The 15360-nt window shown below is 70.5% G+C and carries 12 protein-coding genes; 5 read left to right on the top strand and 7 right to left on the bottom strand.

What is annotated here, in order from left to right:
• Positions 1 to 80 precede the first annotated feature (80 nt).
• The 3 genes from A5756_RS01115 (at position 81) to cmaA1 (ending at position 3345) form a co-directional block, all read left to right on the top strand.
• Entirely contained in the window at positions 81 to 770 is a 690-nt protein-coding gene (locus A5756_RS01115) for a hypothetical protein (RefSeq protein WP_066945522.1), read from the top strand.
• Between the two features lie 38 nt (positions 771 to 808).
• Complete coding sequence (locus A5756_RS01110; RefSeq protein ID WP_066945930.1) at positions 809 to 2350, top strand: DNA polymerase Y family protein; 1542 nt, start codon at positions 809 to 811, stop codon at positions 2348 to 2350.
• 107 nt (positions 2351 to 2457) lie between these two features.
• Positions 2458 to 3345: a cyclopropane mycolic acid synthase CmaA1 gene (gene cmaA1 / locus A5756_RS01105; protein ID WP_066945519.1), complete on the top strand. Its 888-nt coding sequence runs from the start codon at positions 2458 to 2460 to the stop codon at positions 3343 to 3345.
• Positions 3346 to 3436: 91 nt separating this feature from the next.
• Here cmaA1 and A5756_RS01100 read toward each other — a convergent pair whose 3' ends face one another.
• The 5 genes from A5756_RS01100 to A5756_RS01080 are packed head-to-tail and all read right to left on the bottom strand — an operon-like array spanning position 3437 to position 8491.
• A complete protein-coding gene (locus tag A5756_RS01100; RefSeq protein WP_066945516.1) occupies positions 3437 to 3895 on the bottom strand; it encodes a hypothetical protein in 459 nt (152 codons plus the stop codon).
• Positions 3892 to 4923: a nucleoside hydrolase gene (locus tag A5756_RS01095; protein ID WP_082948041.1), complete on the bottom strand. Its 1032-nt coding sequence runs from the start codon at positions 4921 to 4923 to the stop codon at positions 3892 to 3894. Before A5756_RS01095 ends, A5756_RS01100 begins: the two co-directional genes overlap by 4 nt.
• A gap of 20 nt (positions 4924 to 4943) precedes the next feature.
• Positions 4944 to 5687 (bottom strand): 2OG-Fe dioxygenase family protein, encoded by a 744-nt coding sequence (locus A5756_RS01090; RefSeq protein WP_066945513.1) that lies wholly within the window; start codon positions 5685 to 5687, stop codon positions 4944 to 4946.
• A gap of 43 nt (positions 5688 to 5730) precedes the next feature.
• The gene (locus A5756_RS01085) at positions 5731 to 7728 is read right to left on the bottom strand and encodes an SDR family oxidoreductase (RefSeq protein ID WP_066945510.1); all 1998 of its coding nucleotides are present in this window, start codon (positions 7726 to 7728) and stop codon (positions 5731 to 5733) included.
• Positions 7729 to 7777: 49 nt separating this feature from the next.
• Positions 7778 to 8491 carry a histidine phosphatase family protein gene (locus tag A5756_RS01080; protein WP_066945506.1) on the bottom strand — a complete coding sequence of 238 codons (714 nt, stop codon included), beginning with the start codon at positions 8489 to 8491 and terminating at the stop codon, positions 7778 to 7780.
• 83 nt (positions 8492 to 8574) lie between these two features.
• Here A5756_RS01080 and A5756_RS01075 point away from each other — a divergent pair, with 83 nt between their 5' ends.
• Positions 8575 to 9447 carry a MaoC family dehydratase gene (locus A5756_RS01075; RefSeq protein ID WP_066945923.1) on the top strand — a complete coding sequence of 291 codons (873 nt, stop codon included), beginning with the start codon at positions 8575 to 8577 and terminating at the stop codon, positions 9445 to 9447.
• Here the strand turns inward: A5756_RS01075 and otsB are convergent.
• On the bottom strand, positions 9444 to 10571 hold the full coding sequence (gene otsB, locus A5756_RS01070; protein WP_066945503.1) for a trehalose-phosphatase: 1128 nt from the start codon (positions 10569 to 10571) through the stop codon (positions 9444 to 9446). The genes A5756_RS01075 and otsB overlap by 4 nt on opposite strands.
• Positions 10572 to 10612: 41 nt before the next feature.
• Positions 10613 to 11905, bottom strand: a complete 1293-nt coding sequence (locus A5756_RS01065; protein ID WP_066945500.1) for a wax ester/triacylglycerol synthase domain-containing protein — start codon at positions 11903 to 11905, stop codon at positions 10613 to 10615.
• Between the two features lie 175 nt (positions 11906 to 12080).
• On the opposite strand from A5756_RS01065, the gene A5756_RS01060 reads away from it, so the two are divergent.
• The gene (locus tag A5756_RS01060; RefSeq protein ID WP_066945497.1) at positions 12081 to 15359 is read left to right on the top strand and encodes an error-prone DNA polymerase; all 3279 of its coding nucleotides are present in this window, start codon (positions 12081 to 12083) and stop codon (positions 15357 to 15359) included.
• The last annotated feature ends 1 nt before the right edge of the window (position 15360 follow it).

The raw sequence follows: 15360 nt of genomic DNA, 5'->3' as shown, positions 1-15360 counted from the left end.
TCGGAGGGCGGGTGTTTACTCTCAATCAGTCGAACATACTTTCGAAAATAGTCGTGCGGGAGTGGTGGTAGGAGGCGGTCATGACTGCGGCTTTCGCCCCCGATCGCCCTCAGGAAAACCGGGCTGAGCAGCTCGAATCGTTGCGCCGGCGGATGGCCGTGATCACCGGGAAGGCGCCGGGGACCGCACCCGGCCACGCCTCTTGTGCCGACGACCTGCTGCCGGAATCGGAATCCCGGCTGGCGTTGCCGCCGTGGCTGGCGGAGTCGCTGCCGGCGCCCCTGCCGCGCGGGACGGTGGCGGTGCTCTCGGGCGCCCGGTCGCTGCTGCTTGCCATGGTGGCCGCGGTGACGGCGGCGGGCGGCAACGTGGCAATCGTCGGCCAGCCGGACATCGGGCTGCTGGCCGCCGCAGAGATGGGGGCGGATCTGAGCCGGGTTGCGGTGATACCGGATCCCGGAACCGATCCGGTGGAGGTGGCCGCGGTGCTCGTCGACGGTATGGATCTGGTGGTCCTCGGCCTGGGCGGGCGCCGGGTGCCGCAGACCCGGGCGCGGGCGGTGGTGGCGCGGGCCCGCAGCAAGGGGTGCACGGTGTTGGTCACCGACGGCGACTTGCAGGGCGCGCCCACGCGGCTGGAGGCCCGGGTCTGCGGCTACGAGCTCACTTCGGGAAGTCGCCCTGGATTCGGGCGGATCAGCCGGGTGCGGCTGCAGGTCAGCGGGGTGTGTGCGGGACGACGGGTGACCGCCCGAGCGCGAGCCGGGTGAGTTCTAAAGTGGCTTCCCGGGTGCTGGCCATCTGGTGCATGGACTGGCCCGCGGTCGCGGCAGCCGCGGCCGTGGGTCTGCCCGCGACCGCCCCGGTGGCGGTCACACTGGCCAACCGGGTGATCGCCTGCTCGGCGGCCGCCCGTGCGGCGGGAGTGCGCCGGGGGCTGCGGCGCCGGGAGGCGGCGGCCCGGTGCCCGCAGCTGCACGTCGGCGCCGCCGACGCGGACCGCGACGCCCGCTTCTTCGAGGGGGTCGTTGCGGCGGTGGACGACCTGGTGCCGCGCGCCGAGGTGCTGCGGCCCGGGCTCTTGGTGTTGCCGGTACGCGGGGCGGCCCGCTATTTCGGCTCCGAGGCCGATGCCGCCGAACGGCTGATCGACGCGGTGGCTGTGAGTTCAGCGGCCGGCGCCGAGTGCCAGGTCGGGATCGCCGACCAGTTGTCCACCGCGGTCTTCGCCGCGCGGGCGGGCCGGATTGTCCCGCCGGGCGGCGACGCGAAGTTTCTGTCGGTGCTCTCGATCCGCCAGCTCGCCACCGAGCCCAGCCTGTGCGGCCCGGGGCGGGAAGAGTTGACGGACCTGTTGTGGCGGATGGGAATTCGCACCGTCGGGCAGTTCGCCGCGCTGTCGGCCACCGACGTGGCGTCCCGATTCGGCGCCGACGGGGTGACCGCGCACCGGTTGGCCCGCGGCGAACCCGAACGGGGGCCGTCCGGCCGGGAGCCGCCGGAGGAGCTGGAGGCCGTGCTGGACTGCGACCCGCCGATCGACCGGGTCGACGCCGCAGCCTTCGCCGGGCGCTCGCTGGCCGCCGCGCTGCACCGGACGCTGATGGCCGCCGGGGTGGGCTGCACCCGGCTGGCCATTCACGCCGTCACCGCCAACGGCGAAGAACTGCAACGGGTGTGGCGGTGCGCCGAGCCGTTGACCGAGGACGCCACCGCCGACCGGGTGCGTTGGCAACTGGACGGCTGGTTGAGCAGCCGGACCGCGCGCAACCCCCGCCCGACGGCCGCGGTGACGCTGTTGCGGCTGCAGGCCGTCGAGGTGGTGTCGGCGGGGGCGCTGCAGTTGCCGCTGTGGGGCGGGCTGGGCGAGGAGGACCGGCTGCGGGCCCGCCGGGCCCTGGTGCGGGTGCAGGGCCTGCTCGGCCCGGAGGCGGTGCGGGTGCCGGTGCTGTCCGGCGGGCGCGGGCCGGCCGAACGCATCACGTTGACCCCGCTGGGTGACGAACCGGTTCCGCGGGCGGACCCGGGTCTGCCGTGGCCCGGCCGGCTGCCCGAGCCGGCACCGGCGGTACTGCTCGACGATCCGGTGGAAATGCTTGACGCCCAAGGGAACCCGGTACGGGTGACGAGTCGGGGGCTGTTCTCCGCCGACCCGGCGCGGCTGACCGTGCACGGCCGGGACGAGCGGCTGGACTGGTGGGCCGGGCCGTGGCCGGTCGACGAGCGGTGGTGGGATCCCGACGTCGGAAAGGGCCGAACCGCCCGCGCGCAGGTCCTGCTGGAGGGCGAGCGGGCGTTTCTGCTGTGCTATCGCCAGCGGCGCTGGTACCTCGAGGGCAGCTACGAGTAATGATGCTTATCCCTAGTCACTGCATCGTCCTCGCCGGTATCGATGCCGAAGCAAACGGGAGACTTCACTGTTTCCGGGATGCTCAAATCGGCGACTAGGCTGTCACAATGCCTACGACGTCGGAGCCCCCCGAGGGTACTGATTTAACGCCGCACTTCGACGATGTGCAGGCCCACTACGATTTGTCGGACGAATTCTTCAGGCTTTTCCTCGACCCGACCCAGACGTACAGCTGCGCCTACTTCGAGCGCGACGACATGACGCTGGAAGAGGCGCAGATCGCCAAGATCGACCTCGCCCTCGGCAAACTTGGGTTGCAACCGGGCATGACGTTGCTCGACGTCGGCTGCGGTTGGGGCGCCACCATGATGCGCGCCCTCGAAAAGTACGACGTCAACGTCGTCGGCCTCACCCTGAGCCGCAACCAGGCCAATCACGTCGAGCAGCTGATCGCCCAATCCGATAGCCCACGTTCCGCGAGGATTCTGCTGCGAGGCTGGGAGCAGTTCGACGAGCCCGTCGACCGGATTGTCAGCATCGGCGCCTTTGAACACTTCGGGCACGACCGCTACGACGCGTTCTTCACCCTGGCGCATGACCTGCTGCCCGCAGACGGGATCATGCTGCTGCACACCATCACCGGGCTGCATCCGACGGAGATGGTCGAACGCGGCATGCCCATGTCGTTCGCATTCGCCCGATTCGTCAAATTTATTGTCACCGAGATCTTCCCGGGCGGGCGGCTTCCCTCGATACCGATGGTGCAAGAACGCGCCACCGCGAATGGCTTCACGGTAAGTCGCGTCCAGTCGCTGCAACCGCACTACGCGAAGACGCTCGACATCTGGTCTGCCGCACTGCAAGCCCACAAGGACCAGGCCATCGCGCTGCAATCCGAGGAAGTCTACGAGCGGTACATGAAATACCTGACCGGCTGCGCCGAGATGTTCCGTATCGGATACATCGACGTCAATCAGTTCACGTTGCAGAAATGACGTTCATGCACGGCGGGCGCCCAGGCGGACCGGCCGCCGGTGCCATGACCGTGGCCGTCACCCACACCCACCGGTGCGAACGACTCGCGCCCTAGGACGGCTCGGCGCGGACCGCCTGCGCCTGCGCCATCAGCGGGCCACCGCCGGGCAGCGCACCCACGACCGTGCGGGCCAACCGATCGCGCCCGCGAACGCCGTCCGTCCTGGCCTTGCCCGCCCGCAGGTGGCGCCAGCCCAGGCCCGCCCACGACGCCGCGACGGCGGCGTCGGTCACCCCGCCGCGCGCCCGGCGCCGATCGACCACCGCCAGGCCGAGAGCGGTGATCGAGTGCACCGTGTCGACCCAGACGCCGGCGGCCAGCACCTCCGGGCCGGGGTTGATGCCCGACAGCAGCGCCTGGGCGAGGTGACGCGCGCCCAGGATCCGGGTGACGACGAGCGCCTTGCCGTCGACCTGCACCCCGTGGATGTGGTTCAGCACCTCCGACGGGGCGGCCAGCAGCACGGTGCCCCATCCCGCGCGCAGAACCTCGATGAAACGAATCTTCATGGCGTACAGGGTAACCGGCGCGCAAACGGTCCAACCCGCTCGATGAAACGGTCGAAGAAGGCCGCCGCGTCCACGTCGATCCCGATCAGCGCATTCGGTTCCCGCCGCCCCGACCAGTCGGTCACCGTCATGGCGCGGGTCAGGGTCCCCGTCAGCTCGATGTCGACCGTCGCGGGCCGGGTGGTGACCAGCCCGGGGTCCAGCGCCACGGCGGCGGCCAGCGGATCGTGCAGATGTGCCTGGTATCCGTGGCCGATGTCGTGGTAGGCCTCCAGGTAGAACCGCATCGCGTCCTCGATCACCCGGATCAACGGGTTGGACGCCGTCGACCGGGTGCCGGGCTCGTCGTCCGCGCTCATCGGCGTGGCCGTCGACCCCGCGGCATCCGCCAACCTGGCGAGGTGATCGGGCGTCATCGCCACCTTGCGGGTCAGGTCCAGGCCGCATAGGACCGGAAGACGCTCTTGGCCAACGGTTTCGGGGTCCCAGGCCGCCAGTACCTCGGCCGCGGCCTCGGGGTCCACGCTGATGTTCCATTCGGCCACCGCGGTGGTATTGCCTCGGTGATCGTAGGAACCGCCCATGATGACCAGGCGGCGCAGCAGCGTCGGCAATGCCGGTTCGGCGCGCAGCGCCAGCGCCAGATTGGTCAGCGGGCCGGTCGCCACGCCGATGAGCTCACCGGGAAAGGCGCGCGCGGCGCGCACCCAGGCGGTCGCCGAGTCGTGGTCGGTGAGGCGACGATCCGTGGACGGCAGGTCGGCATAACCCAATCCCCTGGGGCCGTGGACCTTTGACGGCAGGCGCATCGGCCCGGTCAGGGTCTCCTTGGAGCCCTTGGAGACCGGCACGCCGGTGACGCCGCACAGCTCGAGCAGGCCCAGGTTGTTCTGGCAAACCTGCTGCACCCCAACGTTTCCCCCGGTGGAGGCGATGCCGACCACATCAGCGTCCGGGCTGGCGAACAGATACATCAACGCAAGCGCGTCGTCGACGCCGGTGTCGACGTCGACGAAAACTGGGGCCACCGCCGCAACGATACCGACGCTTACCGCCAGCCCGAGGCGAAGGTGATCACCAGGACGTCGCGCTGCGCCGGGCCCGAGCCGTCGATGGGCCGGATCGGGGAGACGCCGTGCAGGGTGCGGCGGTCGTCGCCCAGCATCAGCGTGCCGGGTTCGGCCAGCGTCGTCGCCAGCAGCTGCCTGCCGTCCAGGTCGCACACCGTGCTTTCGCCGCCGATGGCGTTGCGCCGTCCGACCAGCAGCGAGGTGACCAGCGTGACGCCGTCGCGGTGCATGCCCTCTGGCGTCGGATGCGCGCCCTCGTCCGTCGACGACCGGGTGCGGAACGGATGCACCTTGACGTTCCAGTCCGCCACATCGTCGAGCGCCGAGGCGACCCGGGCCAGCAGTCCTATCACCTTGTGCAACAAAGGGTCCCGGGCGAACGCGTCGGTCAGCGGCTCGAAGTCGCGGCCCCTGCCGATGTAGAGCGGGTTGGAGTCCTCCGGCTGCACGAACGCGCGCCTAGGCATCGGGCGCAGCCGGCCATCGCGAAACGAGTACTGCCCGTAGCGGCGCAGCCGCTGCACGCCAAGCTCCGCCGCGTAGGGGTCGGGGGCCAGATGCGGCCAGTGCCGGGCGAACCGGGTCCATTCTTCGCGGCCCGCGCCCAGGCTTCGGGTCATGTCGAACGAGGACACCACCGCGGCGCCCGTCGTGGCGACCTGGCGGGCCGCGGCGGCCACCGGATCGGCGTCGGCCCGCTTCCCCGAAAGAGTCCGCGTCATCGCGCCGGAATACCGCAATCGGACGCGCCCGAAACGCGCTGACCTACCAGTGCACCCCGGGCACCAGGCGCACCAAGCGCTTGACCGGTCGCGGTGTCCGGATGCCGCGGGTGACGCCCCGCGCCGGGCGCCTCGGTTTGCGCGGTGGAGCCGCCGCCGGTTCAGTGGCCAAGCCGCGGGCGGCGGCCGAGTCGGGATAACCCAGATAGAGCTGGTGCAGGATGCGCCGCGACGTCCGCGGCGCGAAGTAATTGCCGACTTCGGCCAGCGTGCCCAGCGGGGTGTCGATGCGCGTCGGCTTCTCCACCAGGCCGCGCACCACCATGGCGGCCGCGCGTTCCGGGCTGATCGCGGGCACCGGGTTGAGCCGGTGCGACGGCGCGATCATCGGCGTACGAACCAGTGGCATATGGATATTGGTGAAGGTGATGTGGTCGGACAGCGTCTCCGAGCCGACCACGTCGGCGAACGCGTCCAGCGCCGCCTTGGTGGGCAGGTACGAGCTGTACTTGGGGTTGCGTGCCTGCACGCCGGCGCTGGAGACGTTGACCACGTGACCGAAGCGGCGCTCGCGCCAGTGCGGCAGCAGCGCCAGCACCATCCGCACCGCGCCGAAGTAGTTGACCGCCATCACCCGTTCGTAGTCGTGCAGCCGGTCGGTCGAGTTCACCACCGAGCGGCGGATCGACCGGCCGGCGTTGTTGACCAGGTAGTCGACGTGGTCGAACCGTCCCAGGATGTCCTTGATGGTGTGCTCGACCGAGGTGGAGTCGGTGACGTCGCAGCTGAAAGCGTGGGCGTCACCGCCGCTGGCGCGGATCTCGGCGACCAGCTCGTCCAGCGCTTCGGCGTTGCGGGCCAGGGCGAACACCGTCGCCCCGCGCTCCGCGACCGCGATCGCCGCCGCCCGGCCGATGCCGCTGGACGCGCCGGTGATGATGACGTGCCGGCCGCGCAGCGGTCCCTTCGGATCGTCGCGGCGCGCCCGGTCCGGGTCGAGGTGCTCGGCCCAGTACCGCCACAGCTGGGGCGCGTAGCTGGAGAATTCGGGCACGTCGATGCCGGTGCCGCGCAACGCTTTCCGGGTCTGGTCGCTGACGAAGGTGGGTTTGAGGTCGACGAGGTCGAAAACCTCGGCCGGGATCCCCAGCTGGGTGGCCGCCATGTTGCGCAGCACCCGGGCCCGCCCGCGCACCTTGAGCACCGGGGCGGCGACCGAGCCGGGCAGCGACCCGCGCGCCGGCGGGAGCCCGGCCGCCTTGGCGACGCCGCGGTAGATGCCGCGCAGCCCAACGGTTTTCGGGGCGGTCAGGTGGAAGGTGCGGCCGTCGGAACCCTCGGAGTGCATCAGCGCGACGAGCGAGTCGACGACGTAGTCGACCGGCACGATGTTGGTGCGCCCGGTGTCGGGCAGCAGGATGGGCGTCAACGACGGCAACAGCGCCAGCTTGGCCAGGACGCCGAAGAAGTAGTACGGCCCGTCGACCTTGTCCATCTCGCCGGTGCGCGAGTCGCCCACCACCACCGCCGGGCGGTAGATCCGATAGCGCAGTCCGGGTGCCGACCGCACCAGCAGCTCGGCCTCGAACTTGGTCTGGTGATACGGGGTCGAGAGTTGCTGGCCGACGTCGAAGTCGTCCTCGGTGTACTCGCCGCGGAAGTCGCCGGCCACGGCGATCGAGGACACGTGGTGCAGCGTCGCCCCCAGCCGCTGCGCCAGCTCGATGACAGCGCGGGTGCCTTCGACGTTGGTGGCCCGCTGCTCGGCTTCGCCCGCGGTGATGTCGTAGATGGCCGCGCAGTGCACCACGTGATCGATGCGGCCCAGCTCGGCGAGGGTCTCGTCGGTCAGCTCCAGCTCCGGTAGCACCCCGACCAGTGGTTTCGCCCGCTCACCCCACTCGGCGGCGAGCCGTTCGAAGCGGCCCAGCGACTGCCGCCGGACCAGCACCCACACCTGCGCATCGGGCCGCGTCTCCAGCAGACGGTCGACGACGCGGCGACCAATAAACCCGGTACCGCCGGTAACGACATAACGCATGGAGCCATCGTGGCGGCTGGCGACCGCCCACGTCAACCCACTGATCCAGTCAGCTGTGGAAGTCCCGGATGCCGTCCCACTCCACCAGGGTCCAGCCGGTCATCGGGTTCCCCGTGATAACCACGCGCCCGGTGTTGGGCAGCGGGTGGCTGGTCAGCAGGGTGTCCTTGGCGTTCTTCGTGTTCATCAGCGTCCAGTACTCGATGGCGAATTTGTGCGAGAACACCACCGGATTGTGTTGGCCGCTGTTGTAGACCTTCTGCATGGCGGCGGTGAAACCCTCGTTGAACTGCTTACCGCTGACCGACCCCGGGATGCTGTCTTGCATGTCACCCCTGAGCCAGTCCGCCGGCGCCAACAGGTACGTCGCGTTCTCTTGCGCGATCGGCTTGCCCTCGAACCAACCGGCGTTGATCTCCTGGATGCCTTGCAGCACCTCGACTTGCTTGCCCAGCTCGGAGGCCAGCGGCGCTGCGGTCTGCTGGGTTCTGACCATGGTGGAGGCGTAGATGCCGTCGTAGTCCTTGCGGCCCGCTTGGTGCGCGATCTGTTGGGCCTGCCCCTGCCCCTCGGGCGTCAGGCCGGGGCCCGGCACCGAGGTGTCGATGATCCCGCTGGCGTTGGATTCCGACTGGGCGTGCCGGATGAACGTCACCGTGATGCTGCGCGCCTGGGGCGATCCGCCGCAGGCACCGACGATGAGGACTGCGGTCAGCGCCGCGACCGCCTTCGAGACATTCCGGACCAAGCTGCGCTTCGGCATGTCGATAGCCTGCCCTGCCGACGGCATCGGTGGGAAGGGTTTGCGATGGTTAGGTGGAGAAAATAGAGGCGAAGGAGACTCAGATGGCGATTGACCCGAGTGCCGTCGGCGCGGTGACCGAACCGATGCTGTTCGAATGGACCGACCGGGACACCCTGCTGTACGCGCTCGGCGTCGGCGCCGGCCTCGACGACCTGTCGTTCACCACCGAGAACAGCCACGGCATCGACCAGCAGGTGCTGCCCACCTATGCGGTGATCTGCTGCCCGGCGTTCGGGGCGGCCGGCAAGGTCGGAACGTTCAACTGGGCCATGCTGTTACACGGCTCGCAGGAAATCCGGCTGCACGCGCCGCTGCCACCCACGGGGAAGCTGTCGGTGGTCACCGAGGTCGCCGACATCCAGGACAAGGGCGAGGGCAAGAACGCGATCCTGGTGTTGCGCGGCCGGGGCACGGACCCCGACTCGGAGAAGCTGATCGCCGAGACGCTCACCACCCTGGTGATCCGGGGCGAGGGCGGGTTCGGTGGCATGCCGGGTCAGCGGCCGGTGGCCCCGGAGATCCCCGACCGCGAGCCCGACGCCCGGGTCGCGCTGCCCACCCGGGAGGACCAGGCGCTGATCTACCGGCTCTCGGGTGACCGCAACCCGCTGCACAGCGACCCGTGGTTCGCTCGCGAGATGGCCGGCTTCCCCAAGCCGATCCTGCACGGGCTGTGCAGTTACGGGGTGACGGGTCGCGCGCTGCTCGCCGAGCTGGGTGGCGGGGTCGCAGCCAACATCACCTCGATTGCGGCGCGATTCACCTCGCCGGTGTTTCCCGGCGAGACGCTGACCACGCTGATCTGGCGCACCGAGCCGGGCAAGGCGGTGTTCCGCACCGAGGCGTCCGGCGCCGAGGGCGTCGGGACGCGGGTGGTGCTCGACGACGGTGCGGTGGAGTACGTGCAGGCCTAACGGGACAGCTCGCGCGCCAGCCGGGCGGTGAACTCGCTGGCGCGCGCGGGGCTGTCCAGCGCGAACTCTGCCGCGGTGGCGCGGTCGCCGTCGTCGTCGTGCCGCACCAGGATGGGCACGCCGCCGTCGTGGATCGCGTCGAACGCGTCCTCGTCGGTGATGTCGTCGCCTAGATAGACGGGCGTGAGCGGACCCGACTCCGCCCCGGTCAGGTGGTCGAGCACCCAGCGCAGCGTTTTCCCCTTATCCCAGTCCAGGTCCGGCCGCAGCTCGATGACCTCGCGGCCGGTGGTCACCCGCAGCTCGTCGCGCCGGCCCGCCGCGCGCACCGCGGCCGCCACCTCGCCGACGCGGTCGCGCCCGGCGTTGCGGTAGTGCACCGCGACCCCAAATCGCTTGTGCTCCACCATCACACCCGGGATGGAGCCCAGTCGCTCGCGCAATTCGCCGGCCGCACGCTCCAGCACCGGTATGGCCGCGGCGGCGGCGTCGTTCTGGTGGTGCGTGCCGTCGGGTGCGGTCAGCTCGAATCCGTGGCTGCCGGCATACCAAATGCCTTGCACGCCAACCCGTCTCGACACATCGGCCAGATCGCGGCCGGACAGCACCGCGACCGGGCACTGTTCGGCCAGCTGCCGCAGCGCCTCGGTGGCGCCGTCGACCGGGATGGCCGCATCCGGATCGTTGACGATCTCGGACAGCGTGCCGTCGAAGTCGAAGAACACCGCCGGCCGCCGCGCGGCCAGGTCGTCGAGGGCCGTCAGCGCGTCGGGCAGCTGTGACATCCGGCGGTCCCCGGTGCGCACGGTCACCTCGCGGAGGTCGGCGACGACCGCGTCGGCGCCGGCGTCCCGCAGCGCGCCGCCCTGCCCTCGGTCGACACCGATGACCAGCGCGAATCCGCCGGCGCGCGCCGCCTCGACGCCCGCTTCGTCGGCGGTGACGACCACGCACCGGCCGGGAAGCACCCGCAGCCGGCGGGCCGCTTCCACCGGGTCGTCGGTAAAGATCGCGGTGCCGACCCCGATCCCGCGCAGTTGCCCGTCCAGGGTGGGGTCGAGCGCGTCGAACAGCACCGCGTCATGGCGGCGCGGGTCGATGACGACCGACCCCGACTCTGGCATGACCCAACCTTCTCACGGTGGTCAGCCCGGCCGGGAGCGGGTCAGTGCCGCGCGTGCCCCGGCGCGGGTGGGCGCGCGCCCGGCGCGCGACCGGGAAACGCGCGCGGCGACCGCTTGCGGCGGCGATCGCCGAACAGCAGCACCGAGTCCTGGCTGAGCGCCACGAGCCGCGCCATGCCCAGTTCGATGCCGGCGGCCAACTGCTTGACGTCAAACGTGGCACCGGGCTCGGCGGTGATGCCGAATACGAGTTCGTCGCCGTAGCTCAGCACCGCGACCCCGGTGCTCAACTGGACGTCGGTCGGGGGAATGGGGAGCAAGCGCTCCATGGTCTGGCCCATGAGGCGCAGCCGATGGCGGGGCCCGGGCGCATGGGTCACCAGCGTGACGATGGCGCGCTGCGGCAGCCGCGTCACCAACTGGATGACGCTGTCCCGCAGCACCGTTGGCAAGGAATTGAGCACCCACCCGACGATGCCCCCGGATGGCGGAGGGCCCGTTTCCTTGTCGTTCCACCTGGTCTGCACGGTCCGCAAGCGCTGCACCGGGTCGTCGCCTTCGACCGGCAGATACGGCGAACGGATCGGCGTCGGCACCAGGGCACGCAGCGAGTCCGCCCGCGGCTCCTCGCCGCGCCCGAGCAGCACCATCCGGAAGCCGTCGCTGGTGGCGGCCAGCGCGACGTCGTTGACGGCCACAGCGAACTTGCGGCAGACGCGGTCGACGTCGGCGATCGGGACCCGCACTGTGGCATAACGCCGCCCAGTGGCGACCCGGTCGTGCGCCTGCAGCACGGGCCATACCGCGCCGAGGGCGGCGCCGGTTGCAGTCCAGGACGCCCGCCACAGCACATCGGACCAGCCCTGTCGCCGCACCGGCTGCCGCGGGACCTGTTGGGATGCGGGGTCATTGGCAAAGGTAGCGACATCGGCGTCGTCGCACAGCCTGGTGAGCAGCTGGGCGGGCGAGTCGCCGTCCAGGAGGCGGTGATGCGTTTTCATCAGGATCGCCCACCGGTTGCCCTTGAGGCCCTCGATCACCCAGCATTCCCATGGCGGACGATCCGAGCCCAGGGGGCGCTCGAGGGCGTGCGCGATGGCCCGGGACAGCTCGGCGTCGTCGCCCGGTCGGGGAATCGCCATTCGGCGCACGTGGCGGGCGAGGTCGAATTCCGGGCAGTCGACCCGAATGCGTTCCGCCAGAATACTTTTGAGGCGCTGAAAGTCGGGTGCGCCGCCGTCGACGATGGCCACCGCGCCGGTTGCGAGGCCGGCGTGCTGATCGGGGTCTTGAGCCGTCAGGAACGCCGCATCCAGTGCCCTCACCTGCGCCATGCTCGCCCCCGCGGTCGACTTTTTGCCCTGGTACCAGTGTCTGCCCGGGCTGGTGCCGGGGCTAGGCCCTCGGCGTTAAGACCTTGTTTAGGAGTTGAAGATCGGTTTAACAACGGTTGTCCTGGGTCGGAGGCAATTCGAACAAACATTCGATAGACTGCGGTTGTGGGCTGGTATGGGTTGGTTTAACGGCCCGCCGAGCTGGGCGGAAATGGAGCGGGTGCTCGACGGCAAGCCGCGCCATGCCGGCGTGCCGGTGGTACCCGGGGAGGACGCCCCCCTGTCGCCTAAGCGCGGAACCTACCGACCGCCGGACGACACCCGGGGGGCCCGCTCGTCCGTTCCCTATGCCGAGCTGCACGCGCATTCGGCGTTCAGCTTCCTCGACGGGGCCAGCACGCCGGAGGAGCTGGTCGAGGAGGCCGCCCGGCTGGGGTTGCGTGCGCTGGCGCTGACCGACCACGACGGCCTGTACGGGGCGGTGCGATTCGCCGAAGCGGCCGCCGAACTCGAGCTGCGTACCGTGTTCGGCGCCGAGCTGTCCCTGGGGCCGGGGGCCCGCACCGAGACGCCGGACCCGCCCGGCCCTCACCTGCTGGTGCTGGCCCGCGGCCCGGAGGGCTACCGGCGGCTGTCGCGGCAGCTGGCCGCGGCGCACCTGGCCGGCGGGGAGAAAGGCAAGCCGCGCTACGACTTGGACGCGCTGACCGAGGCCGCCGGCGGGCACTGGCACATCCTGACCGGCTGCCGGAAAGGCCATGTGCGCCAAGCCCTGTCACAAGGTCCGGACGCGGCGGGGCGGGCGCTGGCCGACCTGGTGGACCGGTTCGGTGCGGACCGGGTCAGCATCGAGTTGACCCACCACGGCCACCCGCTCGACGACGAACGCAACGCGGCGCTGGCCGCGCTGGCACCACGCTTCGGCGTCGGCGTCGTCGCCACCACCGGGGCGCATTTCGCGGGGCCGTCGCGGCGGCGGCTGGCCATGGCGATGGGCGCGATCCGGGCGCGGCAGTCCCTGGACGCCGCCGCCGGGTGGCTGGCCCCGCTGGGCGGCTCGCACCTGCGATCCGGCGAGGAGATGGCCCGGCTGTTCGGGCAGCGGCCCGAAGCGGTGACCGCCGCCGCCGAGCTCGGCGAACAGTGCGCGTTCGGGCTGGCGTTGATCGCGCCGCAGCTGCCGCCGTTCGACGTGCCCGCCGGGCACACCGAGGACAGCTGGCTGCGGCAGCTGACCATGGCCGGGGCGCGGGACCGCTACGGACCGGCCGATGCCGCGCCGCGCGCCTACTCCCAGATCGAGCACGAACTGAAAGTTATTGCGCAGCTGACATTTCCGGGTTACTTCCTGGTGGTGCACGACATCGCCCGGTTCTGCCGGGAGAACAACATCCTGTGTCAGGGCAGGGGATCGGCGGCCAATTCCGCGGTCTGTTATGCCTTGGGCGTCACCGCGGTGGATCCGGTGGCCAACGAGCTGTTGTTCGAGCGGTTTCTGTCGCCCGCCCGGGACGGGCCGCCCGACATCGACATGGACATCGAGTCGGACGAGCGCGAAAAGGTCATCCAGTACGTCTACGACAAATACGGCCGCGACTACGCCGCCCAGGTCGCCAACGTCATCACCTACCGGGGCCGGATCGCCGTGCGCGACATGGCCCGCGCCCTCGGCTTCTCGCAGGGGCAGCAGGACGCGTGGAGCAAGCAGATCAGCCACTGGAACGGCCTGGCGGACTCGCCCGACATAGAAGGCATCCCCGAGCAGGTGGTCGATCTGGCGAACCAGATCCGGAACCTGCCGCGGCACATGGGCATTCATTCCGGCGGCATGGTGATCTGCGACCGCCCGATCGCCGACGTGTGCCCGGTGGAGTGGGCGCGCATGGAGAACCGCAGCGTTCTGCAGTGGGACAAAGACGACTGTGCGGCAATCGGTTTGGTGAAGTTCGACCTGCTCGGGCTGGGCATGCTCTCGGCGCTGCACTACGCCATCGACCTGGTGGCAGAGCACAAGGGGATCGAGGTGGACCTGGCCAAACTCGACCTCTCCGAGCCGGCGGTTTACGAGATGCTGGCCCGCGCCGATTCCGTCGGTGTGTTTCAGGTGGAGTCCCGGGCGCAGATGGCCACCCTGCCCCGGCTGCGGCCGCGGATCTTCTACGACCTGGTGGTGGAGGTGGCGCTGATCCGCCCAGGACCCATCCAAGGCGGGTCGGTGCACCCCTACATCCGGCGGCGCAACGGCCTCGACCCGGTCACCTACGACCACCCGTCCATGGAGGCGGCGCTGCGAAAGACGCTGGGGGTGCCGCTGTTTCAGGAGCAGCTGATGCAACTGGCGGTCGACTGCGCCGGCTTTTCCGCCGCCGAGGCCGACCAGCTGCGCCGCGCGATGGGTTCCAAGCGTTCGACCGAACGCATGCGACGGCTGCGCGGCCGGTTCTACGACGGCATGCGCGCGCTGCACGGCGCCCCCGACGATGTCATCGACCGGACCTACGAAAAGCTGGAGGCCTTCGCCAATTTCGGCTTCCCGGAAAGCCACGCGCTGTCCTTCGCGTCGCTGGTGTTCTACTCGTCGTGGTTCAAGCTGCATCACCCGGCGGCGTTCTGCGCGGCGCTGTTGCGCGCCCAGCCGATGGGCTTCTATTCGCCGCAGTCGCTGGTGGCCGACGCCCGCCGGCACGGCGTGACGGTGCACGGGCCCGACGTCAACGCCAGCCTGGCGCACGCCACGCTCGAGAACGAAGGGGCGGAGGTCCGCCTCGGCCTGGGCGCCGTCCGCCACATCGGTGACGACCTCGCCGAGCGGCTGGTGCAGGAGCGAAAGGCCAACGGCCCCTTCGTATCCCTGCTGGACCTGACCACCCGGCTGCAGCTCTCGGTGCCGCAGACCGAGGCGCTGGCGACGGCCGGGGCGCTGGGCTGCTTTTCCATGTCACGGCGGGAGGCGCTGTGGGCGGCCGGGGCGGCCGCCACGCAACGGCCGGACCGCTTACCGGGTGTGGGCTCGTCGTCGCACGTCCCGGCGTTGCCCGGGATGAGTGAGCTGGAACTGGCCGCCGCGGACGTGTGGGCCACCGGCGTCTCCCCGGACAGCTATCCGACGCAGTTCCTGCGGGCGGACCTGGACGCGCTGGGCGTGGTTCCCGCCGCGCAGCTGCTCAGCGTGCCCGACGGCGACCGGGTGCTGATCGCCGGCGCGGTGACCCACCGGCAGCGGCCCGGGACGGCCCAGGGGGTGACGTTCCTCAACCTCGAGGACGAGACGGGCATGGTCAACGTGCTCTGTACGCCGGCGGTGTGGGCGCGGCACCGCAAGCTGGCCAACGCCGCGCCGGCGATGCTGGTGCGCGGTCAGGTCCAAAACGCCAGCGGGGCAGTCACCGTCGTCGCCGAGCGGCTGGGCAGCATCACCCTGGCCGTCGGCTCGAAGTCCCGCGACTTCCGGTGAG

Source organism: Mycobacterium sp. 852002-53434_SCH5985345, assembly GCF_001667155.1.
Classification (GTDB): Bacteria; Actinomycetota; Actinomycetes; order Mycobacteriales; family Mycobacteriaceae; genus Mycobacterium.
Note: the sequence above shows the minus strand (reverse complement) of the source record. Positions and strands in the feature narration are given on the sequence as shown.

Bases quoted from the DNA above. Each gene is read 5' to 3' on its own strand.
- A5756_RS01110 (WP_066945930.1), top strand. From the start codon at position 809: ATGGACTGGCCCGCGGTCGCGGCAGCCGCGGCCGTGGGTCTGCCCGCG.
- A5756_RS01085 (WP_066945510.1), bottom strand. From the start codon at position 7,728: ATGCGTTATGTCGTTACCGGCGGTACCGGGTTTATTGGTCGCCGCGTC.
- A5756_RS01090 (WP_066945513.1), bottom strand. From the start codon at position 5,687: ATGACGCGGACTCTTTCGGGGAAGCGGGCCGACGCCGATCCGGTGGCC.
- A5756_RS01100 (WP_066945516.1), bottom strand. From the start codon at position 3,895: ATGAAGATTCGTTTCATCGAGGTTCTGCGCGCGGGATGGGGCACCGTG.
- A5756_RS01115 (WP_066945522.1), top strand. From the start codon at position 81: ATGACTGCGGCTTTCGCCCCCGATCGCCCTCAGGAAAACCGGGCTGAG.
- cmaA1 (WP_066945519.1), top strand. From the start codon at position 2,458: ATGCCTACGACGTCGGAGCCCCCCGAGGGTACTGATTTAACGCCGCAC.
- A5756_RS01080 (WP_066945506.1), bottom strand. From the start codon at position 8,491: ATGCCGAAGCGCAGCTTGGTCCGGAATGTCTCGAAGGCGGTCGCGGCG.
- A5756_RS01075 (WP_066945923.1), top strand. From the start codon at position 8,575: ATGGCGATTGACCCGAGTGCCGTCGGCGCGGTGACCGAACCGATGCTG.
- A5756_RS01060 (WP_066945497.1), top strand. From the start codon at position 12,081: ATGGGTTGGTTTAACGGCCCGCCGAGCTGGGCGGAAATGGAGCGGGTG.
- A5756_RS01065 (WP_066945500.1), bottom strand. From the start codon at position 11,905: ATGGCGCAGGTGAGGGCACTGGATGCGGCGTTCCTGACGGCTCAAGAC.
- otsB (WP_066945503.1), bottom strand. From the start codon at position 10,571: ATGCCAGAGTCGGGGTCGGTCGTCATCGACCCGCGCCGCCATGACGCG.